Source organism: Methylophaga sp. UBA2012 (genome assembly GCF_002335235.1).
GTDB lineage: Bacteria > Pseudomonadota > Gammaproteobacteria > Nitrosococcales > Methylophagaceae > Methylophaga > Methylophaga thalassica.
The window spans coordinates 1-21,666 of the sequence record NZ_DDCG01000009.1 but is presented as its reverse complement, the minus strand read 5'-3'; the positions used below and the strand labels follow the sequence as shown (position 1 = coordinate 21,666).

18 protein-coding genes are annotated in these 21,666 nt (G+C 40.4%); 10 read left to right on the top strand and 8 right to left on the bottom strand.

Features of this window, described 5'->3' with window-relative positions:
* Positions 1-130 precede the first annotated feature (130 nt).
* Genes purC through dapA form a run of 4 tightly spaced genes read right to left on the bottom strand, consistent with a single transcriptional unit; the run spans position 131 to position 3,553 of the window.
* Positions 131-841, bottom strand: a complete 711-nt coding sequence (gene purC / locus B2248_RS07035; protein WP_273182901.1) for a phosphoribosylaminoimidazolesuccinocarboxamide synthase — start codon at positions 839-841, stop codon at positions 131-133.
* A gap of 10 nt (positions 842-851) precedes the next feature.
* Positions 852-1,619, bottom strand: a complete 768-nt coding sequence (locus tag B2248_RS07030) for an MBL fold metallo-hydrolase (protein ID WP_040576221.1) — start codon at positions 1,617-1,619, stop codon at positions 852-854.
* Entirely contained in the window at positions 1,619-2,650 is a 1,032-nt protein-coding gene (gene bamC / locus B2248_RS07025) for an outer membrane protein assembly factor BamC (protein ID WP_273182899.1), read from the bottom strand. Before bamC ends, B2248_RS07030 begins: the two co-directional genes overlap by 1 nt.
* 24 nt (positions 2,651-2,674) lie before the next feature.
* Positions 2,675-3,553, bottom strand: a complete 879-nt coding sequence (gene dapA, locus B2248_RS07020) for a 4-hydroxy-tetrahydrodipicolinate synthase (RefSeq protein ID WP_007145178.1) — start codon at positions 3,551-3,553, stop codon at positions 2,675-2,677.
* Positions 3,554-3,672: 119 nt separating this feature from the next.
* Between dapA and B2248_RS07015 the strand changes: the two genes are divergently transcribed.
* The 10 genes from B2248_RS07015 to B2248_RS06970 all read left to right on the top strand — a co-directional run bounded on the left by B2248_RS07015 (position 3,673) and on the right by B2248_RS06970 (position 18,034).
* Entirely contained in the window at positions 3,673-4,140 is a 468-nt protein-coding gene (locus B2248_RS07015) for a peroxiredoxin (RefSeq protein ID WP_007145179.1), read from the top strand.
* A 190-nt stretch (positions 4,141-4,330) separates the two neighbouring features.
* The gene (locus B2248_RS07010) at positions 4,331-6,478 is read left to right on the top strand and encodes a methyl-accepting chemotaxis protein (RefSeq protein WP_273182895.1); all 2,148 of its coding nucleotides are present in this window, start codon (positions 4,331-4,333) and stop codon (positions 6,476-6,478) included.
* 87 nt (positions 6,479-6,565) lie between these two features.
* Positions 6,566-7,093: a hypothetical protein gene (locus B2248_RS07005; RefSeq protein WP_273182893.1), complete on the top strand. Its 528-nt coding sequence runs from the start codon at positions 6,566-6,568 to the stop codon at positions 7,091-7,093.
* A gap of 351 nt (positions 7,094-7,444) precedes the next feature.
* Positions 7,445-10,348 (top strand): ribonucleoside-diphosphate reductase subunit alpha, encoded by a 2,904-nt coding sequence (locus B2248_RS07000; RefSeq protein WP_040576223.1) that lies wholly within the window; start codon positions 7,445-7,447, stop codon positions 10,346-10,348.
* Complete coding sequence (locus B2248_RS06995; protein WP_273182892.1) at positions 10,348-11,514, top strand: ribonucleotide-diphosphate reductase subunit beta; 1,167 nt, start codon at positions 10,348-10,350, stop codon at positions 11,512-11,514. The genes B2248_RS07000 and B2248_RS06995 overlap by 1 nt, the downstream gene beginning before the upstream one ends.
* Before the next feature lie 70 nt (positions 11,515-11,584).
* The gene (locus B2248_RS06990) at positions 11,585-11,899 is read left to right on the top strand and encodes a hypothetical protein (protein ID WP_273182890.1); all 315 of its coding nucleotides are present in this window, start codon (positions 11,585-11,587) and stop codon (positions 11,897-11,899) included.
* The gene (locus B2248_RS06985) at positions 11,866-12,516 is read left to right on the top strand and encodes a TnsA endonuclease N-terminal domain-containing protein (RefSeq protein WP_273182888.1); all 651 of its coding nucleotides are present in this window, start codon (positions 11,866-11,868) and stop codon (positions 12,514-12,516) included. Before B2248_RS06990 ends, B2248_RS06985 begins: the two co-directional genes overlap by 34 nt.
* Positions 12,513-14,540 (top strand): Mu transposase C-terminal domain-containing protein, encoded by a 2,028-nt coding sequence (locus B2248_RS06980; protein ID WP_273182886.1) that lies wholly within the window; start codon positions 12,513-12,515, stop codon positions 14,538-14,540. The genes B2248_RS06985 and B2248_RS06980 overlap by 4 nt, the downstream gene beginning before the upstream one ends.
* Positions 14,541-14,553: 13 nt before the next feature.
* The gene (locus B2248_RS06975) at positions 14,554-15,567 is read left to right on the top strand and encodes a TniB family NTP-binding protein (RefSeq protein ID WP_273270669.1); all 1,014 of its coding nucleotides are present in this window, start codon (positions 14,554-14,556) and stop codon (positions 15,565-15,567) included.
* Positions 15,568-15,577: 10 nt separating this feature from the next.
* Positions 15,578-18,034 carry a TniQ family protein gene (locus B2248_RS06970; RefSeq protein ID WP_273182883.1) on the top strand — a complete coding sequence of 819 codons (2,457 nt, stop codon included), beginning with the start codon at positions 15,578-15,580 and terminating at the stop codon, positions 18,032-18,034.
* 21 nt (positions 18,035-18,055) lie between these two features.
* Here the strand turns inward: B2248_RS06970 and B2248_RS06965 are convergent, their stop codons facing one another.
* From B2248_RS06965 to B2248_RS06950, 4 genes are all read right to left on the bottom strand, one after another.
* Positions 18,056-18,793, bottom strand: coding sequence for a GNAT family N-acetyltransferase (locus tag B2248_RS06965; RefSeq protein ID WP_273182881.1), 738 nt, complete (start codon positions 18,791-18,793; stop codon positions 18,056-18,058).
* Positions 18,794-18,896: 103 nt separating this feature from the next.
* Positions 18,897-19,646 (bottom strand): hypothetical protein, encoded by a 750-nt coding sequence (locus B2248_RS06960; RefSeq protein ID WP_273182878.1) that lies wholly within the window; start codon positions 19,644-19,646, stop codon positions 18,897-18,899.
* 66 nt (positions 19,647-19,712) lie between these two features.
* Complete coding sequence (locus B2248_RS06955; protein WP_273182877.1) at positions 19,713-20,588, bottom strand: toll/interleukin-1 receptor domain-containing protein; 876 nt, start codon at positions 20,586-20,588, stop codon at positions 19,713-19,715.
* The gene (locus B2248_RS06950; RefSeq protein ID WP_273182874.1) at positions 20,589-21,608 is read right to left on the bottom strand and encodes a hypothetical protein; all 1,020 of its coding nucleotides are present in this window, start codon (positions 21,606-21,608) and stop codon (positions 20,589-20,591) included.
* Positions 21,609-21,666: the final 58 nt, after the last annotated feature.

Genomic DNA, 21,666 nt, shown 5'->3' with positions numbered 1-21,666 from the left:
GCAAAAACATCATAAATCACAATACATATTGTGTATATGAGCAATCTTTTATTCACCCGTTAGAGCAAGGTATGTATGTGAAAAAAAGGCTCATTTCGCAATTAACGAAATGAGCCTTAATAACTTGAACCTATAATTTAACGCCTATACGCTGTGCTACTTCTTCATAGGCTTCGATTACGCCACCCAAACCTTGTCTGAAACGATCTTTATCCAGTTTTTTACGTGTTTCTGCATCCCACAGACGGCAACCATCTGGACTAAACTCATCACCTAAATAAATCTCGCCTTTGAACAAACCGAACTCCAGCTTATAGTCGACCAAGATCATCCCAGCATCAGCAAATAATTTCTGCAAATATTCATTAACTTTAAACGTTAACTCTTTCATTTTGCTTATATCTTCAGCTTTTGCCCATCCGAATGTTTCGATGTGATATTCGTTAATCATTGGATCATGTAATGCATCATTTTTCAGGAAAAATTCAAATACCGGTGGATTGAGTTCAAGTCCATCTTCGACGCCAAGGCGACGAACCAGACTACCTGAAGCCACATTACGTACGACACATTCCACAGGCACCATTTTCATGTTTTTAACCAATGATTCGGTGTCGTTCAGCAACGCTTCAAAATGCGTCGGAATACCTTTATCTGCCAGATATTGCATGATGAAAGCATTGAATTTGTTATTAACCATGCCTTTGCGGTTTAACTGTTCAACTTTTTCACCATCAAATGCCGAGGTGTCATCACGAAAGCTCAGAACGACATAATCTTCATTATCCGTAGCAAAAACACTTTTGGCTTTACCAGAATACAATTCTTGTTTCTTTTGCATCAGCTATCTCTTAGCGGTTAGTTATTTCACGCCAGTCAAAACCGGCCTCTTGGTCTGCAATGCCAATCCAGTCATGTTCACATGCCAGTGCATCAGCGAGCAATGGCACAACAAGTGACGGACAATTATTTTTTTCAGAAATATGCATTGCCATAATATGCTGCAAGTTCGTGGTGTCAATTTTCTCAAGTAATGAGGCGGATTGCACGTTATTTAAATGACCCAGCCTGCCACCAACTCGACGTTTAAGATGTTCGGGGTATTCCCCCTGCTCGAGCATCATCATATCGTGATTAGCTTCTAACAATAATCCATGACAACCAGACAATATTTGCTCAATCAAAGGTGTAATTGAGCCCACATCTGTCAATAATCCTAAACGGTGTTGTCCATCACCAAATACAAACTGGCTGGGCTCTCTTGCATCATGCGGAACTGGGAAAGGTTCAACTTCCAAATCCTTGATGCTGAAGGTTTCGTGGCAATTAAATGTTTTAATGTGAGGTGCAACATCTTCAGGTAAACAGCCTGCAGTGCCAGGTGTTGTATAGACTGGTAGGCGATATTTACGTGCCATGACCCGGATGCCTGCCATATGATCCGCATGTTCATGCGTCACTAATAAAGCTGACAGTTGATGAGGATCGACGCCCAGCATTTGCAAGCGTTTTTCAGCCTCACGAGCAGAAAAACCACAGTCAATCATGACTGTGGTTTCTCCTGATGTTACCAGTGTAGCGTTTCCTCGACTACCACTTCCAAGGGAAGCAAAACGCATTACGGTGCAAGTTGTTCCTGAATCAGATCTAACAAACGTTTTGCAGATTCATCAGAAGTACGCACTTCATTTGAATCTAATACCATCACACGTGTTTGATCAGCATCGGACAACAATTTGATGTAGTAGTATTCGTTTGGTTTTTTCTCAACATCATCACGCCAGAAAGCCAGCTTACTCAGCATGCCTTCATCATCTTCTTCCGCTTTCTTGAATGGATCAATATAACGAACAAAGTATTGCCCTTTACTACGATCACGATCTTCTACAGAGAAACCTTTGCTATCAAGTACACGTCCGACACGGCCCCAAACAGTTTGGAAATCCTGTTCAATCAACAAGCTTTGCTGACCGTTGCTATCGTCCATCAGTAAGACACGCGCTGTTTCTTCAGGTGGTGGTGCTGGGGTAGCTAATTTAAACTGTTCCATATCCTGTTGATAAAGCGTACCCAAATAATCAGCGAGTTGACGAAGCATGGCTTCATCTTTCTGAGTATTCGCTTGCTCATCATCAGGGTTACCTAAATAGACTTTCGCCATCTTAGAGGTATCGCCTCGTTCCACTCGGATTCGATACACATAACCATCTGCATCAGGCGTTGTATCCATCAAACCAATGCGGTCATCTGCGCGAGCAATGCCCAAGTCTTTGGTAGCCCAGAAATCAATGATGCGCTGCCAAGTCACTTCACGTTCACCTGGCACAACGAGATGTCGGTCTTTACCTTCACCTGACAGTGCGGGTTTTGTATCCGGTGTAATGTTGTATTTAGCTGCCAGCGGATTTGTCGCTGCTTCTTCAAATTCAGAGTAAGTTGCAGTATTTGTTTGATTACCGGAAATATCATCTTTAATACGACTTGTGCTTAAATCCGGCGGCACATCAAGCGGTGGCATGGTTTCAGCTTTACGGTATTTCTGAGTATTGTCAGGAACCACCTCATCCAATGATGAAAAAGCGCCACAAGCAGTTAGAGCAGTCGTCATCATGACAACCAGCGATGTTTGTTTAAATAATTTTACGTTCATTTAATACAGTTCACTCACTTGAATTTAGTTTAGAACACCGGCAGTGTTCAATGCATCACGCACAGATTGATGATAATTCTCAGACAATACCGTCATTGGCAGACGAATGCCACTAGAAATAAGTCTCATTTCGTTCAAAGCCCACTTAACAGGTATGGGGTTTGATTCTACAAATAAGAACTGGTGTAGTGCGACTAACTTTAAATTGATTTCGCGTGCCAGCGTCTCATCACCAGCAAGAGCAGCCTGACACATTTCATGCATCAGTTTCGGTGCGACATTTGCGGTAACAGAAATGACACCCTGACCTCCTGCGAGAATAAAATCGACAGTATTGGCATCTTCACCGGTATAAAGTTCAAATCCTTCTCGTGATAATTGTTTAATTTGTTGAACACGAGATACATCACCAGTGGCTTCTTTGATACCGATGATATTGGACAGTTCAGAAAGCCTTCCGACCGTTTCTGGTAACAGATCAGACGCTGTGCGACCTGGAACGTTATAGAGAATTTGTGGAATGTTGACGGCTTCAGCAATAGCTTTGAAATGGAGATACATCCCCTGCTGAGTCGGTTTATTGTAATAAGGTGCGACCAGCAATACAGCGTCAACACCCAGATCTTTTGCAGATTGAGTCAGTTCGATAGCTTCTGACGTGGAGTTAGCACCTGTACCCGCAATAACAGGAATACGACCATTAACTTGTTCTACCACCAGACGAATCACGTCGCAGTGTTCTTCTACGCTCAAGGTTGCAGATTCACCGGTCGTACCGACAGCGACAATGGCATCTGTGCCCTGGCTGATATGAAACTCGACCAGCTTTCGCAGGCTGTCAACATCCAAGGCACCATCTGCCTGCATGGGTGTGACAAGAGCTACCATACTGCCGCTAAACATATTTAAATGACTCCGAAAAAATAACAGGCATGGTACTTTGCCTGCCTGTTGATGACAAGATCAGACTGAATTGTGTAAGGTACTTTGCTTTCTAAATCTTTTCAAACAGGATGACTAAGATGACACAAGTACGATTAGGTGAAGCTGTCCCAGACTTTACGCTGCCAAGCACAGGCGATAAAACATTCCAACTTTCAGCGCTCAAAGGTAAACGTGTTTTGATCTATTTTTATCCAAAGGATAATACGCCCGGTTGTACACTTGAAGGTCAAAACTTCCGCGATAATATCGACTTTTTCAATGAGCATAATACCGTCATTTTTGGTATTTCACGTGACAGCCTTCGTATGCATGAAAATTTCAAAACTAAGCAGGCATTTCCTTTTGACTTACTGTCTGACGCTGATGAAGAAGCCTGCCAGTTATTTGATGTGATCAAACTTAAAAAACTCTACGGGAAAGAACATCTGGGCATTGTCCGCAGTACGTTTTTAATCGATGAAAATGGTGTACTTCAACAAGAGTGGCGAAATGTGAAGGTCAAAGATCATTTAGATGAAGTAAAACAAGCAATACTTGACCTATAGATACCGGATACAGGCTTGGCCATGTTACAACAACGACCGTGCCCATAATGGAACATCTATCTTTATCATCCGCACTAAATTTGTGCACTTTTTGTCAATACCACTTTGTAGGTATACCAAAATAGATAGTCTTGGCGATTGGTCTGCTTTTTGCCTCTCGCAGTGTTAAACAACACTGTTAGGGGTAACAATGAGTCAATTACGAAGTACTTCCATGAATCTCAGCCACAAAGAAAAAACGTGGCTACCTTGGTTTGGTCCAACAGGGAAACTGGCCATGTCCTGGTCGTGTCGCCTTAATCGACACAACTATGCCGCCGTCGAAAAAACATTTGAGGGGATCGCCGCTACTAGAGTAAAAATTCTTCAGCAATGGGTAGAAAACCAATGGAATCAAATATCGTTCTTAGCCGAACAGCTAGCGGGTTCTTATCCAGAGCTACAAACATCGCTGTTGGACGATCGGCTCAAGGCTGCGCCAGATTTCTCTGAATTATTTATCATTGATACCTTTGGCAAGGTCACTTATTCAACGTACAGCTCCCACGTCAATAAAGCAGACCTATCTAGTAAAGCGGTGCAGCATGGACTATCCGAGCCGTTCATTCACGGCCCTTATGTCGACAAACTAACCCTAGAAATTGGTCCTTCAAGCTCGAAGTTCCATGATGAAGTCACACTGATGTTCTACCAACCTTTGATTGTAGATGGAGAGAGCGTCGGCGCATTATGTGGTCGTGTACCAAATGATGTCTTGGGTGATCTCATCCAGCGTGAAGCAGGTCATATCTATACCGAATCAGGTGACAACTATATTTTTATGGTCGAATCGCGGTTCGATCCTACTTTGCAAAAAGGTATAGCCCTCTCCCGCTCCCGTTTTGAAGATAATACGTTTTCACATGGCGAAAACCTGAAAAGCGGTATTCATACCGCTTTTGGTGTCGTAAAAATTCAACACCATACCGAGTTTGAAATACGCTTTACTGATCCGGCAACCAACGAGCTTCATCCAGGTGTACGTGAAACCATTCGCAACGGCGAAAACCTATTTGTCACCTATCCTGGTTACTCAGATTACCGGCACATCCCTGTTATTGGTAAAGGTGTCACCTTCCAATTAAAAGGTTCGCCAGATCGCTGGGGCATGATGTGTGAAGGTGATCTTGAGGAAGTTTACCGACGACGTTCAATCAATGTCAGCTTAATGAAAGGCTTTGTCTGGTCAATGTCACTACTGCTAGGCACCAATATGGCATTACACGCTTTCACCCAATTGCCCGTGGTGGCTGTCAATGCTTTATCGATTGTCATGATTGCTGTGATAGCCATGATGTATAAGAAATTGACGACCAATCCACTGGCCAACCGCCTTGACCAAATGACCCACGTTATTCAGACGATTGCCGAGGGTGAAGGTAACTTGGCACAGCGACTTGATAACACGAAATTTGTTAACGACGAAACGGGTGATATGGGACGTTGGATAAACAGCTTTATTGATAATCTGGATGGCATTGTTGGTCAAGTCATCAAAACCAGTACGAATGTCCGACGCACGAATGAAGCTATGCTCGAAACAAACCGGGAAGCGTTTCATGTTTCTAATGAAGTCGCTAGCGCGATAGAAAGAATGTTGCAGCTGCTGGAAGATCAAATCCGTGACATTGGCAATGCATCAAACACAGCAGAAGCAATGAAACAAGCGATGGATGAAGTTGTTCAAGAGGCCAGATTGCAATATGAGTCAGTACGAAGTGGTACGCAGGAAATTCGTGATGTGGTGGAAACGTCAGCTAGAGCAGTTCAGTCCCTACATAATCGTACCGCAGAAATCGGCAATATTATTGGCGTCATCACTGAAATCACTAATCAAACCAATTTGCTCGCACTAAATGCGGCTATTGAAGCTGCCAGAGCCGGTGATCACGGTAGAGGTTTCTCAGTTGTTGCAGATGAAGTCCGTAACCTAGCACAAAGAACAGCTACATCGGCTGATGAAATTCAACAAATGATTGAAACTATTCAGTCTGAAACGCTGGAAGCGTATAAATTTATGGAGTCAGGTGTAGAAAATGTGGACCGCAGCCTGAAGAAAACGGAAGAAGCCTCTTCTGAAAATACACAATTACATCAGTTAGTTGAACAAATGTTCTCCACCATTAAACAACTTGATCAGAATAGTCAGTTGCACGGTGCCACTGCACGGGACGTTGGACACTCGGCAAGCTTGATGACACAAGCCATTGATGCCTTGCAGCATCGCTCTGTTATGGTAAAAAATACTGCCCAAAAGCTCAGCCAACTGGTTGGCGTTTTCAGTGTCAGCACTCAGTAAATTTTCAGAAAATATAAGCAGATAGGGATATCTGCTTTATTCCTATTGTCACCTACTCTGTGTTTAGCCAGAAAAGGAGACTGTTCTATGGACATGCACATCAACCAAGAAACTAAACCAAGTAAACTCGCTGCTGTATTTGATGATGAACAGAAAGCCATCGATGCCAAGCAAACCCTCGTCAATATCGGTCACTTCAAACAGCAAGATATCGAAGTAATACAACCAAAAGACCGTAATACCAGTAAAAAAATTGAATCCGAACCCAAAGCTATCGCACGCTTTATTACACGTTCTCATTTTATTTTTGGTGGTGTTGGCTTGCTAGTTGGGCTAGTCATTGCCAGTGCGATGGTAGTATCCGGTCCAATGATGACTCAGTCGAGTCCACTCTATACCTATATAGCATTAGCCGTAGTGGGTACATTTGTTGGACTGTTGTTTGCCGGATTACTGTCGCTACGTCCGGATCATGATCCGCTAATCAACGATACCATGACCGCAAGCCGTCATAATTTATGGACACTCATTGTGCAGACCGATGGTCGCAAAAATCTGAAGAAAGCACATCAACTGATGAACCCGACGGCCGTCTCTGTCACAGAAACATTCTAGTTCTTAAGTGCTTAGCGAAAAGTCTTCTGGTGCTGGTTGAACAAAACAATCAGCACCAGTATGATGCCCGTCCCCCTGGGACCAGACACAACAAAATCTGCCTTTTTTTCAGTAATAAAAAAAGTTTTTTCAGGCACCAAAAAGTTACAAAAGCTGTGATCCCGCATAGGCGCTGACTTAGCTCTAAGCACACAGTAAGTTATCCACAAAAAGTGCACAAATTATGTGCGAAATCTCCACTTGCCAAGCCTTCAAAAACACACTATCTTGTGGTTCAATCATTTCGAAACCACAACCTCTAGTGGTTTTGTGTTTTTTGATTATTTCAACATTATTGCAGGGATTTTCATTATGGCGAGCGAAACAGCACAACCCATTTATACCTCATCACAATCTGAAAGCGGATACAGCGTTATCCGTCGAAACGGTAAAGTCACCGAATTTGATAGCAGCAAAATTGCTGTCGCTATCACCAAAGCTTTTTTAGCGGTTGAAGGTGACTCAGCAAAAGACAGTCGTCGTATTCATGACACAGTGGCAAAACTGACCAGACAAGTCACTGACAATCTTTTACGTCGTATTGATGATGGTGGCACCGTTCACATTGAAGATATTCAAGATCAAGTTGAATTAGCTTTAATGCGTGAAGGTGAATATAAAGTTGCTCGCTCTTACGTTGTTTACCGTGAAAAACAAGCAGAAAAACGTGCTGAAGAAGAAAAGAAACATCCACAGCCTGCCAATGAATCTCCCCTGCATGTCATAGCAGCTGATGGCAGTCGTCACCCGCTAGACATCGATCGCTTACACAACCTCATTACCGAAGCATGTGAAGGTCTGGCAGAAGTTAACCGTGATGCCATTTTACGTGACACCCAACGTAACCTGTTTGACGGCGTTAAAGAGGCCGACGTCGAAAAAGCACTGGTGATGTCAGCGCGTACCTTTATCGAAAAAGATCCTGCCTACAGCACATTGGCCGCTCGCCTGCTGATGGATGGTATTCGTCGTGAAGCATTAAGTTTTGTCTACAAAACACCTAAACAAGCCTCTCAGAATGAAATGGGCGATTTGTATGCTGACTACTTCAAAACTTATATCTCAACAGCCATTGAAAAAGAACTGATTGACTCAGAACTGGGCTTATTTGATTTAGACCGTCTGGGTAATGCATTAAAACCAGAACTGGACTTCGAGTTCACGTACCTGGGTCTGCAAACGTTGTATGACCGTTACTTCATTCACTTTGATGGTACCCGCTTCGAATTACCACAAGCCTTCTATATGCGCGTGGCAATGGGCTTGGCTATCAACGAATTAAACCGTGAAGAACGTGCTATCGAGTTCTATAACTTGTTATCCAGCTTCGACTTCATGAGCTCGACGCCTACCCTGTTCAACTCAGGCACACTGCGTCCGCAATTATCTTCTTGCTACCTGACAACCGTACCTGATGATCTGAGCGGTATTTATAACGCAATGCGTGATAATGCCCTGTTATCAAAATATGCCGGTGGTCTGGGTAATGACTGGACCCGTGTTCGTGGTCTGGGCGCTCACATCAAAGGCACTAACGGTAAATCACAAGGTGTTGTGCCTTTCCTGAAAGTCGCTAACGATACTGCCGTTGCTGTTAACCAAGGTGGTAAACGTAAAGGCGCTGTTTGTGCTTACTTAGAAACATGGCACATCGACGTTGAAGAATTCTTAGACTTACGTAAAAACACCGGTGACGACCGTCGTCGTACACACGACATGAATACAGCTAACTGGATTCCAGACTTATTCATGAAACGTGTGGCTGAAGAAGGTCAATGGACCCTGTTCTCACCAGAAGAAGTCGAAGACTTACACGACTTAACCGGTCTTGATTTTGAAAGAGCCTATGAAGCCTACGAAGAAAAAGCGGCTCGTGGCGACATTCGTAACTTCAAACAACTGCCTGCCACAGACTTATGGCGCAAAATGTTAGGCATGCTGTTCGAAACAGGTCACCCTTGGATTACTTTTAAAGATCCATGTAACCTGCGTAGCCCACAACAGCATGTTGGTGTCGTTCACAGCTCAAACCTGTGTACAGAAATCACCCTGAACACATCAGATAAAGAAATCGCTGTATGTAACTTGGGTAGTGTCAATATGGTGAAACATATTGATGAAAACGGTAAGCTGGACAAAGAAAAACTGCAAAAAACCGTTCGTACTGCGATGCGCATGTTAGATAACGTTATTGAGTACAACTACTACAGCGTACCGCAAGCACGTCACTCAAACTTACAACACCGCCCTGTTGGTTTAGGTCTGATGGGCTTCCAGGATGCACTGTATAAACTGCGTATTCCTTATAGCTCTGATGAAGCCGTTCAATTTGCTGATGAATCAATGGAAGCGATCAGCTACTACGCGATTGAAGCTTCTTCTGATTTAGCTGCAGAACGTGGTAAGTACCAAACCTACGAAGGTAGCTTATGGAGCAAAGGTATTCTGCCCATCGATTCAATCAAATTATTGAAAGAAGCACGTGGCGAATATCTGCAACAAGACGAAAGCAAAACCATGGACTGGGACATGCTGCGTGACAAGATCAAACGTCAAGGCATGCGTAACTCAAACACCATGGCGATTGCCCCAACAGCGACGATTTCAAACATCTGTGGTGTCAGCCAATCGATTGAGCCGACTTATCAGAACCTGTTCGTGAAATCAAACCTGTCAGGTGAGTTCACGGTTATCAACCCATACATGGTTGAAGATCTGAAAGCACGTAACCTGTGGGATGATGTGATGATTAACGATCTGAAATACTTCGACGGTAGCCTGCAAGGTATCGACCGTATTCCAGCCGAGTTGAAATCACTCTACACCACGGCATTTGAAATGGATGCACGCTGGTTAATTGAAGCCGCATCACGCCGCCAAAAATGGCTGGATCAAGCTCAAAGCCTTAACTTATATATGGCTGAACCATCAGGTAAGAAGATGGACAACCTCTATAAACTGGCTTGGGTACGTGGCTTGAAAACCACCTATTACCTCCGCTCTATGGGGGCAACAGGTGCAGAGAAAACCAGCACAGCACCGACTACAGCAACAGAAGCGCCTGCACCAAGCAAGCCTAAACCTGTTGCTGCCGCGAGCACGCCAGCGCCGGTTGCCAGCTCGTCATCAAGCATAGACGATTTAGTTCTAGGTGAAGGTATGGAAGCGCCAAAAGCGTGTTCAATTTTAGAACCAGATTGTGAGGCATGTCAGTAATGTTGAATTGGGATGATCCATTCTCAGCACCGATAGCCGGTACTGCGGAAGCAAAAAAACAAAACGAAGAAAAAGCAGCAGCACAGCCTGCTGCTCCAGCCGCTAACGATCTCAGCGAAGCCCCGGCTTCTGCTGAGATCAAAAAAATGCCATTAATGAATGCCAAACCCGTCAATGCTGACGACAAACGCGTTATCAATGGTGAAGCCGATATTAACCAGTTAGCACCGTTCAAATACCCTTGGGCATGGAACTACTTCCTGAATGCCAACAAGAATCACTGGACACCGCTGGATATCAATATGGCGCAAGACGTTCATGACTACCGTCATAAACTGACGCTGGAAGAACGCCATGTCTATGAAAACGTGCTGTCATACCTGACCACATCAGACATCTTAGCGATGCGTAATATCGGTCTGGCCGTAATGGAAAAAATGACCGCGCCTGAACTGCAAATCTATCAGGCTCGCCAAGTGTATGAAGAAGCATTGCACACATGGACATACCAGCACTGTATCGAAACCATTGGTCTAGATCAGTCAGAAATCTACAACCGCTACCGTGTTGTGCCAGAGATTTACCAAAAAATTAAACTGGCCAATGACCGTTTAAACACCGTCATGCGTAGTGATATTGATCTGCATGACCGTGATGAACTCGAAAACTTTGTCATGTCATATGCGTTTTTCGCTGGCATCTTCGAAGGTTCATGGTTCTACAACGGCTTCAGCCCAATCTTTGCTCTACAACGTCGTGGTCTGATGAAAGGCACTGCCGAACAGCTGCAATACATCATGCGTGATGAAGTCATGCACGCCTCTTTCGGTATTCGCGTCTGTAAGCAAATCATGAAAGAAGAAAACGTCACGCTGGACCCGAAAAAAGTCCAACAGATGTTTGAAGAAGCCGATGCTGCAGAAGAAACCTATGCAGGCTACATTCTGCGTGACCCGATTTTAGGTTACTCAAAAGAAGTGCATCACGGCCAGTTCCGTTACACCGCTAACCGTCGTGCGAAACAGCTCGGCTTTGAAGAACCGTTCCCTGGCGCCGAAGCCACCCTGCCCTGGCTTGATGAACAAGCCAATATGCGGAAGGAGAAAAACTTCTTCGAAACCAAAGTCACCGAGTACCAAACCGGTGGCGGTTTGAAATGGGATTGATGATTTAATGAAAAAGCCGACTTTTATGTCGGCTTTTTTTAAAATTGATGACTTATACGCCTGATTACAAATGACTAAGCTTTTATCTGTGGAACATGCTAAGAACAACATCTTACTTCATTGGAAAGAAGCAGGTTTTGATATAGGAAAAGAGCCATATGCAGCTCAAGTAGCCAAGGAATTTGGACAGGATCTTACTGACGTTCCAGTTGCAGCATTGTATGTTTTTGTAGATGAATATTTATGTAGTTACGACCATAACTACAAAAAAAACGACCATAACTTGATAAAAACTTGCCCTCGTATTCACAGTTGCTGTAATCTGCAACTTGATGCGAGGGAGTGTTATGTATGGCAACACCAGCGAGATCGATACACAAAATAGGACGTCGACGTGTAATTGGTAGTTTTGCTAGTGCCAAAATGCGAGAAATGGTTGAATGGGAATCTCAAATTGAACGAGATTTTCTATACCATCTCGAGTTTGACCAGGATGTAATACGTTATGTGTCACAACCCATCAAATTTAGGTTCAGCCAGAACAACAAGTACCACTATCATTATCCCGACTTTGAAATCTTCCGCCATTCGACTCCCAAACGAAAGTTCATTGAAATAAAACCGTATCACATCACTCTAAAACCCGAGTTCATAGAAAAAACAGAAGCTATAAAAGCGAAAATGTTTTCAGACGGTTTTGATTATGCAGTGATTACCGATAATGAAATAAGAATAGAACCGATACTCAGTAATCTAAAACTACTGTATCGATATAAACTTCATGAATATAGCCTGGCAAATGTCAGTAAGCTCGTTAAGGCTTTACATAGCAGCGGATTGACCTCATTAACTTTCTCACAACTCGAAAAAACTGCACAAGAATTTTCCCTAGAATTAATAGACTGCTATTCCTGTATAGCAAATAAAGTTTTTGACTTTGATATTAAAGTACCACTCACAGAGAATACTTTATTGGTAGTTTCAGACAGGAAACTGAGATGAATAGATTTACCCTCTCAAAAGGTGTTCATCTCCGTTATGAGGGTGATATTTATAAAATATCCAATGTACTGAATCAAAACACATTTGAATTAACTAGATTAATTGATAATCACACACTGAATTTAGACAGGTTGGATTTACTGTCAGCGTATACAAATGGTGATGTTGAATTTCTTGACGAGGATGAAATAAAACTCCGCAGGCCTAATCCTCAAAAAGCAATTGATATAGATTTTACATCCTATACGGAACTAGAGAAAAAGCGCGCAGTTAATAGGCTAGCTTATATTCAAGCAATTGAAGAAGCCAAAATTCAGCCAAGTTTATTTAAAGATAAAAGCAAACTTTTAGAGTATGTAACGAAAAAGATACAAGATAAAAATCCTCCTAAATCTTTGGCTACCATATACAAATGGCGTAAAACTTATGAAGAGTCAGGAAGGAATATAATCTCGTTAATAGGTAAAACGAGAAACCGGGGTAATAGAACGACCAGATTTAATGAATCAACTGAAAATCAGATTCAGCGTGCAATTGAGTATTACCTTACTCCGGAAAGACCTAGCATAAGAAAGGCTTATCAACGCTTACAATATTTGACATGGGAAAATGATTCTAAAACAAACGAGATTACATCATTACCGAGTTATGATGCATTTCGAAAAAGAATTCACCAAATTGATCAGCATTTAGTCATTAGTAAGCGCTTCAGTAAACGTGTTGCTGACATGAAATTTAAGCCTTATAAAAAAGGGTTAGTTGCAACACGCCCCTTAGAGTTAACTGAAATTGATCATACACCCGTAGATCTTATGGTAGTAGATGAAGACTCACGTCTACCACTCGGTCGTCCGACACTAACTACCATAATTGATAAGTTCTCTAGAATGCCGATTGGTTTCTATTTCAGCTTCACACCACCCAGCACACTTAGCATTATTGAATGTCTAAGGCATGCAATTCTTCCGAAGACAACTCTACAACAGCTCTATCCATCACACGATATAACATGGCCTGCTCATGGGATACCTGAAACTATTATTGTAGATAATGGCAAGGAGTTTTTAAGTAGTGACTTTACTGAAATCGCTAGCTCACTCGGGATAAGCATTATTCGAAGCCCAGTAAGGACGCCAACTTACAAAGGAGCTGTAGAGAGATTTTTCAGAACTTTCTCTGAAAGCTTACTCAAAGATGTACCTGGAAAGACTTTCAGCAATATTTTTGAAAAGGATGAATATGATCCGAAAAAGCATGCTGTAGTTAGTCTCAATAAGCTTGTAGAGATGACTCACTTGTGGATTGAGCAATTTATCAACACGGTTAATAGATCTATCAATACAACCCCTATACGAATGTGGGAGTTGGGTATATCAAAGCATCCAGTGCTAATGCCTAAAAATATGGATGTGTTAAAAATATCACTTGGCAGAACGTTATCTCGAAAGATTCAGCATTATGGTATTGATTTTGAGAGTCTTAAATATAACTCTGTCGAATTATCAATGATTCGCAGAAAACATAAAGGCAGTGTGACAATCAAATTTAATCCGAATAACATTAGCGAAATTTATGTTCTTACACCTGATACAAAACAATTCATCACTGTCCCATGTACTGATTTGCCATACGCATATAAAACGCTCTTCCAGCATCAATTAATTAAGAAAGTACTGAGAAAAGATAATAAAAAATTAGACATCAATAATCTTATGCGTACTGAAGAGCAAATTATTCAGATCATTGAAAGTGAGAAAATTCTAACAAAGAAAATACACCGAGCATCAAAGCAAGCAAGATATAAAAATGTCAGTCAACAAACAAATCAAGTCCAAGGTATACCAATTAAAGAAACTGAGTCGCTGTCTTTAGATAAACACACGATTTTCAAGGACGATGGTTTCGATCCATATGTGTCAGACCAAGGTAATAACCCTCTTGAAAATGACGATGATGACATAGACAGCATATATGCTGATGACCCAGATTGGCATGCTGATTATTCAAGAAAAGACCAATCCTAAGGAGAACAAGACAGTGGAAGTTGAACATTTGTCTAAAGAAGATCGATTAAGGCTATTAAACAGTATTTATGTTGCTCATCCTGACGCTGAAAAAATTTTGAAAAAGATTGAACGTTGTCATAAAAGTAGAACTATATCTAGTGAACCCAGATCTATGTCTTTGACTGGAGAGACAGGCTCAGGAAAGACAACATTAATCGAACAATACATGCTGAGACATCCTACATTGGAAACAGCAAAGACAACTACCATACCTATATTTAAAAGCATTATTCAACCCAATACGAGCATTCGCGACTTTATTATCAGCGTGCTCAAATCATTGGTATCCAGAGTGTCAAATCAACGTGAGGATGATGTTAGCGATGAGCTATTGAAAGGAAGCCTGCCAGCAATAAGAAAAAGACTATATAAGTACATTGCAGTTGCTGAAGTTAAGCTCATCATCTTAGATGAGTTTCAACATCTGATTTCGAGTAAGAGTAAAAAAGTGCTCAATGATATTGCTGATACTATTAAAACCATCATAAATGAAACAAAAGTACCTGTAATACTAGTTGGCACTACCAAGGCAAATGAAGTATTTGTAGAAAACCCCGAGATGGCTAGACGTATCTCCGAAAAAATACGATTGAAGCCATTCTCTATTAGTTCAGAAGAGGAACTAAAAACTTATCGTAAATTTTTGGCACATATTGATAAGTCACTACCTTTTATAAAGTTGAGCAATCTCGCTCAATTAGAAATGTCTATAAGATTTTTTGCCGCCTCAAATGGCTATATTGATGACACAATGCGAATCATCCAAGATGCTGGGTATTCTGCTATTCATGCAAATAAAGATGCTATAAACCTTGAGGATTTAGCAGATGCTTTTGAAAATAATCCAGGCCAAAATCAACAAGCAGAAGGAAATCCTTTTATTGCTAGCTACGATGAGCTTAAAAAATGGGCTTGTATTGAAAATGCTCAGATGGGCATTACCCATAAGCAGTCCAGCCTTCGTAAAACAAGTGATATTTTTTAGGTAATAAAATTTGCGTCCTCTAATAGTAAGACCAGCTCCAAAAGAAAATGAAAGCCTCATGGGCTATTTGTTACGACTCACCGAAGAAAATTTTTTTCAGTCACCACTGAATCTGATTATGTATGCAGAGGCATTTAAGAAAAATAATAAAGCTTCAATCAATGATTTCATTAAATCTATTGCATCTGGACTGATAGATTTTGATTCTCTTTCTGCTATCACAGGAGAGAATAAAAAAGAGCTTGAAATAAAATGTTACAGATTACTCTGTGACCGTAGTGATGGAAGTCAGAGTTTATATTTGTTTTTAAATGCTCAGATACCCTCAAACCTTATTAGGTTTAACTATCCGAGATTTTGCCCTGACTGTATGAGAATCGATCCTTATCACAGGTTTTACTGGGATTTCGTGCCGTTAACAGGTTGCCCCATACATAAAAAACTTTTAATGGATGTGTGTCCTGAGTGTCATCAACAATTGACTTGGTCTCGCTCTTCTATATCTACCTGTTCACACTGTGGTTTCGATTTATTTAGCTATTCAGGAATAGATATTCCCGATAACCAAATGGATCACATTTACATGATTGCGAAAGCATTTCAAAAATGCGATTCAAGAGATCATAAACTAATTTTATTTTCCTCAATGGAATCATATGAAGCTATAAAAAATTTCGTAATACGTCATTTTAGTCTCACAGAAAGGAGACACTTTATTCATTTTAAGAGAAAGCTATCGGTTTTATCACCACCTCTACTACTAAAAAATCTTCCTTACTCACCATTGCCTATAATTAAAACCAACGATTTTATAGATCTACAATTACCTCGGCCAAAATTCTCACAACTAGATAAAATTCGAACCATCCAACAAATAAATGAATATTTGTGCTATGAACTATTTATCTTTAAACGCACTAATCGAATAAACATAGACGATGTTCTGCAGTGGCAGCCAAACGCTGAAGTTCATCAAAAAATGGTGAATTTTTTCACAGGTCAGAATGTACCTCTACTCGTTAATTATTCATCGTCCAAACAATTAACGACACGACAGAAAGCACGTCATTTTGGTGTAAAAAATATTGCGTATAGATTTCCTTCAAGAATGAACTCAATTTTAGATACGAACAGTTCATTTTTCGAGCGGCGTCATGACATCATAAACAGTATCAACGCATCTAAATATCTCGGTATTTCAGAACATTTACTCAGACAACTAACTAAAGCAAAAATTCTACACCCTATCAGTGGTCCAGAGATTGATGGTTTTGGCGATACGGTGTATTCGTTGAAGTATTTTCAAGTGTTTATGGATTCATTACTAGCCCTGAAAGAGCTAAATATATCAGAAGAAGAGACTATTTCATTAGATGAATACATCAAAACATATGACATAAGTAGACGAAAATCATTAGTCGAAATAATAAATGCTATATTTGATAAAAAGATCAAAGTATTTGACGTGCCAACATCTCGTCTAAGTCATATTATATTAAGCCTTAAGTGTATTAATGATTTCTGCCCTCAACCATCGGTAAGTTCAGGCTATATCTCAGTTAATACTATCGCTTCAAAAATTGGTATTTACACTGACGCGATATATAGAACACTCGAAGCAGGTCTTTTACCATTCAAAGCTGATGGTCGTAAAAAACTCATTCTTATTGAAGATTATGAAAGGTTTAATGAGCAGTTTGTGTTCATCAAAGAAATTGCCTCTAAGCATAAGTGTAATCCTACCAACTTAGCTGACAAACTTATCGACGAGGGTATTAGACCAATTTCAGGACCCAAAATAGACAATAATATTGTCTACATATTTAGACGTGTTGATATTGAAAATGTTGATATTAAAAAAATAGTCAGCAAAAACAAATATAAGGCAAACACCGGACGTATTGCTAAAAGCGATCACTCAACTAGTTACCATAAACTCATCGAGGATATGGCCCTAATGACTACTAGCGAGGCTGCTCACATACTGGATATATCAAGCCAAATGCTTGGTAAACTTTTGAAAGCAGGTGAGATTAGTTTATATCAAAATCCACTATTACCTGCTTATAAGAAATATCTAAAAACTGCTGACCTAAATGATTACATTAGTCGATATAGAGAAAATCCCAATTTGATTGAATATTCAGCTGCCGCCAAATTTATGGGTGAGTCACCTGAAAGATTTCAAAGTACTTGGGTGAAATATAAACGTATAACAACAATAGATGACGGGCTTAAAAATAAATATGTAAATCGTGAGAGTCTTGAAAAGCTCAAACTTTTTAAAAATGAAGCAATTTCAATCCAGGAAGCATCAGAATTAAAAGGTATTGACCGTAGCTATTTCTCCAATCTTATTAAGCTCAACAAGATACAACCAGTATCTGGACCGGGGGTTGACGAATACGGTAATTATTTCCTAAATCGGCAAGAAATAGAGAAGCATAGACATGAAAACTGGTGGTAAGAATCAATGATTCCACCTAATCTAAAGCAGCTTATGGTTTGTCCGGGGCAATACTTTGTGATGCAACTTGTCTATATAGAAGACACCCGAATTATATGTTACCCCTATTGCCATAGCTTCGGAATATTTTGCTTTATCAAAATAAACAGGCTCACCATCTACGCAAATTTTAATGATCGCATCGCCGTTATAATTATCGCTCCTGACATAGGCCGCTACGCGATTTTGAAGATGAATGATACCCTGATTATCTAGCACAGCAGTCGGAGAATAGGACTTTATGGGTAATGTTTCTGGGGTCCATTTTGCATGCTCTGGATAAAACATTATCTCTACGGTTACAGGCGAGCCTTCGGCAGGAATATCCAGGGACTTTTCAAAAACATATGACGCTTTGTTTTTATTGTGAAATTCAAACCCCATTTTTTCCCAAAAAGGAATAGACGATTCTGGTTCGCATTCAATGGAAACAGCAATTTTGCCAGTACTAATTACACGTTGCATTGCATATTCTACTAGCTGTTTTCCAACACCCTTCTTTCTAAAGTCTTCACGAACCTCCAGTATGCCAAAATCGCCCCAGATGTAGGCAATCGCCTCATCATCGAGAGTAGCCACGAAAAGCTGATTTTCATCATGAACACGCTGCGTTGAACTCCAATTGCATAAAAATGATCCATGCACTTCCCTACGATCGTGCTCTAAGAGCCATAAATGTATTGTTTCGACATCATGGTCAGTAGCCAGTCTAAAGGACAAACTTGACTCCCTCATCTTTAAGCCTCAATGGTTCTGAAACATACTGCATAACAGTCTATTTAGACAGACACTTCGGTCCGTTAAACATTTTTTATCCTGATATTCATACCAGACCTTTGCTGGTATCTGTAAAAAACGGGATGCTGACTTCTGCAAATTCAGGAACATTTTCAATATTTATAGGCACTGCAGGACATTCCCATATTTCTGGATTATATTTATTAAAAAAATATCTCATATATAGCATATTGAATCGGTTGAAGTTTTTAGCAACTCCAATAAGTTCAGAGTATATTTCGTCAATTGGGTTTTGGTCTTCATCCAAGCCGAATTTGGTTATGAGACCTTGGTTTGCCAATGCCTCTGCAAAATAATATAAAGTATTGGCATCGTTTTCCCTAGATATGTACAAGTCTAGTTCTTCTGGGAGGTCGCTTAACTTAGCCCCCAACTCATCTGGTGAGTAGTGAAAGGAGAGATTATTCCTAATTTCGTTGATTAGGTTTTTTCTACCAAAGTATTTCTTCAATTCTTTCAATAGTGTGAGAACCTCTTTATCTGCGTTTTCACTAAACTCCTCTGAAAGAACCTTGTTTTTGAAGTGATGTTTTTGTAATAGCTCCCATCCTTCGTTTAGTTTTCCTGATAACGTTTTTAAATAGAAAAAGTTCAGCGCAAGTTGCCCATGTACTACAGCATCATTGTCTGAAGTAAAGTCATGGGACCAAACCACCCCGTACAAGCAAAATCGTATTTCATTCTGCAAATGAGCAACTGCTATGAAATTGTTCCTCTCAGACTCAGGAACACTTAGAAGAGTCTTTTTATTGATTTTCCTATGAAATACAGTCATATCCTATGCTCTTCTTTTACTTATAACGCTAATTTCAGCGGTTTAGCCGCTGAAATACTTTGCGATTTACATACCATAGTATTTTGAACTAAATGCTACTGTAAGCGGCGCCCCATCACAAAGGCATGACACGCTAACTTTGAGCTTTCTTCTGTGATCATAATAGGTGTGGTAATGAATTTTCTTCCTTTCTAAATCAAGTTCCGTCAATCCGATACTTAGAGCACCAAGAACAGGCTCTGAGTCGAATTCTTGATTTTGGTTATGTGGTGCAGTAACTTTAAGGTCAATTTCTACATAGCTAATAAAGTTTCCTTCAGCCTCTAGGAGCATTCTACACTCATCATTTTCAACGATAATATTACCTACAGAGTTCGCAGTGGCTCCGACCTCCGCTTCAGCCTTGTGAATGGCCATTCCAATATACTGAAATGGCCGATGAAAAGGCTTTGACATTAGAGGTAAATTTTTCAAGGAAGCTTTATCTAGCGCAGTACCGAGACTGTTTGCGCTTCTTTCATATCTCATAACGCTTTTATTGAAGACCAAACCAATGCTATTAATAAGCTTTCTAAATGAGTCTTCGTACTCAGCTTCGTTCTGAAAATTCCCATACAGCTTTCCAACCAGAAATCCGGGAAGTTCAGACTCTTTGAGTAGAATGGGGAGTACTTTAATTGGCTTCCCATTAATCTGTTGATTCATAGCAACATCAAGCTCATTTATAACCCAGGGTGCATCAACAGAATTAGGAGATAAGATAACGGCGAAGAAGTCTACAGAATCAATACCTTCTCGTATTTTCTGGATCAACGAATCGCCAATTTTCATTTCCGCCTCATCAAGCCAATATCTCACACCGTGGTTCTCCAAGTCTCTCGCAAGCTTTCTTACAAAATCCTTGTCGCGATGGTTATGACTTAAAAACACACTTACCGCCATCTAGAAATGTCCTTTATTCATGTAACGTTTCAATGCTGTATCTACTGCGTGAAACTGAATTATTCGGCCGTCTTTATTAATTCGTAGGTGATAATGATCACCATTATAATAAACTGCCATTTTTCCATGTCGTGAAAAATCGACTGTTGCTTCAGACAATAAATAATCTTCAATCTCAGATTCTATTCTTTGAAGCACTTTTTCTATCAGGGATTTTAAATCGTTTGCCTTATATGAGAAGGCTGTCTTCAATTTGAAATCACCAATTTGATAACCTTTTAAATGGCGCAAGGCAATATGTATATATGAATCGACATCCCAGTAAATTTGTCTTTTCCCATGCATGAGGATTGAGGGTGAAAAGCCTTCAACCGCCTCAAATATCTTCTCTAGTTTTTTCGAATCAGAATCTTTCAGAGAGGCAATCATCCCAGTATCAATTAACTCTTTTACTATCTTATTAAACTTCTCTAGAGACAAAATACCTTTTATTTCGGCATAATTCTTTTTATCAATATCTGTTAGCTGGTTGCGTCTATCCTTAACCTTATAGAAGCTCATCCAAATATTTAGATTTTTTTTTAGGTCTTCTTCAGTAAAACAAAACTCTTTAAGTACTCTGGAATCAATTTGGCTATTATTAAAGGCTAAGGTAATGCCAATCAATTGCTCCTTTTCATACTGAATCAATCTAGTTCCAGAGTTATGTTTTAAAACGATGTAATTCTGATTGAGAACGTCAGCATCCAAATCGCCACACTCTGTTTCTATTTCAATTATGTCAGGTACTTTCTTTTCACCCGTTTCATAGATTTCAGATTCCCTCACGTAGGTGAGAAACGAGATAGAAGCTATATCCTCTACAGAAATTCCTCTATATTTTAAATCCCCTTTCTTCTCATTACTTAGTTCTCGACAAGGACTATCAATACAAATTCTTTGCTTGATTATTTCATGCCCAGTTTGAGAAGAACCTTCAAGAATATCTAGTGTTTTCCTATCATAAAAAATTACCCCCAAAACTGAGTTACCGTATTCCTGGTAAGAAGCACTATGTAGTGGTTAACTGATCCCGGAC

What these genes read in the sequence shown, in the direction of transcription:
- B2248_RS06985 (WP_273182888.1), top strand. Translation starts at nt 11,866, where the DNA reads ATGGCAACACCAGCGAGATCGATACACAAAATAGGACGTCGACGTGTA.
- B2248_RS07030 (WP_040576221.1), bottom strand. Translation starts at nt 1,619, where the DNA reads ATGCGTTTTGCTTCCCTTGGAAGTGGTAGTCGAGGAAACGCTACACTG.
- B2248_RS06955 (WP_273182877.1), bottom strand. Translation starts at nt 20,588, where the DNA reads ATGGCGGTAAGTGTGTTTTTAAGTCATAACCATCGCGACAAGGATTTT.
- B2248_RS06980 (WP_273182886.1), top strand. Translation starts at nt 12,513, where the DNA reads ATGAATAGATTTACCCTCTCAAAAGGTGTTCATCTCCGTTATGAGGGT.
- B2248_RS06990 (WP_273182890.1), top strand. Translation starts at nt 11,585, where the DNA reads ATGACTAAGCTTTTATCTGTGGAACATGCTAAGAACAACATCTTACTT.
- B2248_RS07010 (WP_273182895.1), top strand. Translation starts at nt 4,331, where the DNA reads ATGAGTCAATTACGAAGTACTTCCATGAATCTCAGCCACAAAGAAAAA.
- bamC (WP_273182899.1), bottom strand. Translation starts at nt 2,650, where the DNA reads ATGAACGTAAAATTATTTAAACAAACATCGCTGGTTGTCATGATGACG.
- B2248_RS07005 (WP_273182893.1), top strand. Translation starts at nt 6,566, where the DNA reads ATGGACATGCACATCAACCAAGAAACTAAACCAAGTAAACTCGCTGCT.
- purC (WP_273182901.1), bottom strand. Translation starts at nt 841, where the DNA reads ATGCAAAAGAAACAAGAATTGTATTCTGGTAAAGCCAAAAGTGTTTTT.
- dapA (WP_007145178.1), bottom strand. Translation starts at nt 3,553, where the DNA reads ATGTTTAGCGGCAGTATGGTAGCTCTTGTCACACCCATGCAGGCAGAT.
- B2248_RS07015 (WP_007145179.1), top strand. Translation starts at nt 3,673, where the DNA reads ATGACACAAGTACGATTAGGTGAAGCTGTCCCAGACTTTACGCTGCCA.
- B2248_RS07000 (WP_040576223.1), top strand. Translation starts at nt 7,445, where the DNA reads ATGGCGAGCGAAACAGCACAACCCATTTATACCTCATCACAATCTGAA.
- B2248_RS06995 (WP_273182892.1), top strand. Translation starts at nt 10,348, where the DNA reads ATGTTGAATTGGGATGATCCATTCTCAGCACCGATAGCCGGTACTGCG.
- B2248_RS06960 (WP_273182878.1), bottom strand. Translation starts at nt 19,646, where the DNA reads ATGACTGTATTTCATAGGAAAATCAATAAAAAGACTCTTCTAAGTGTT.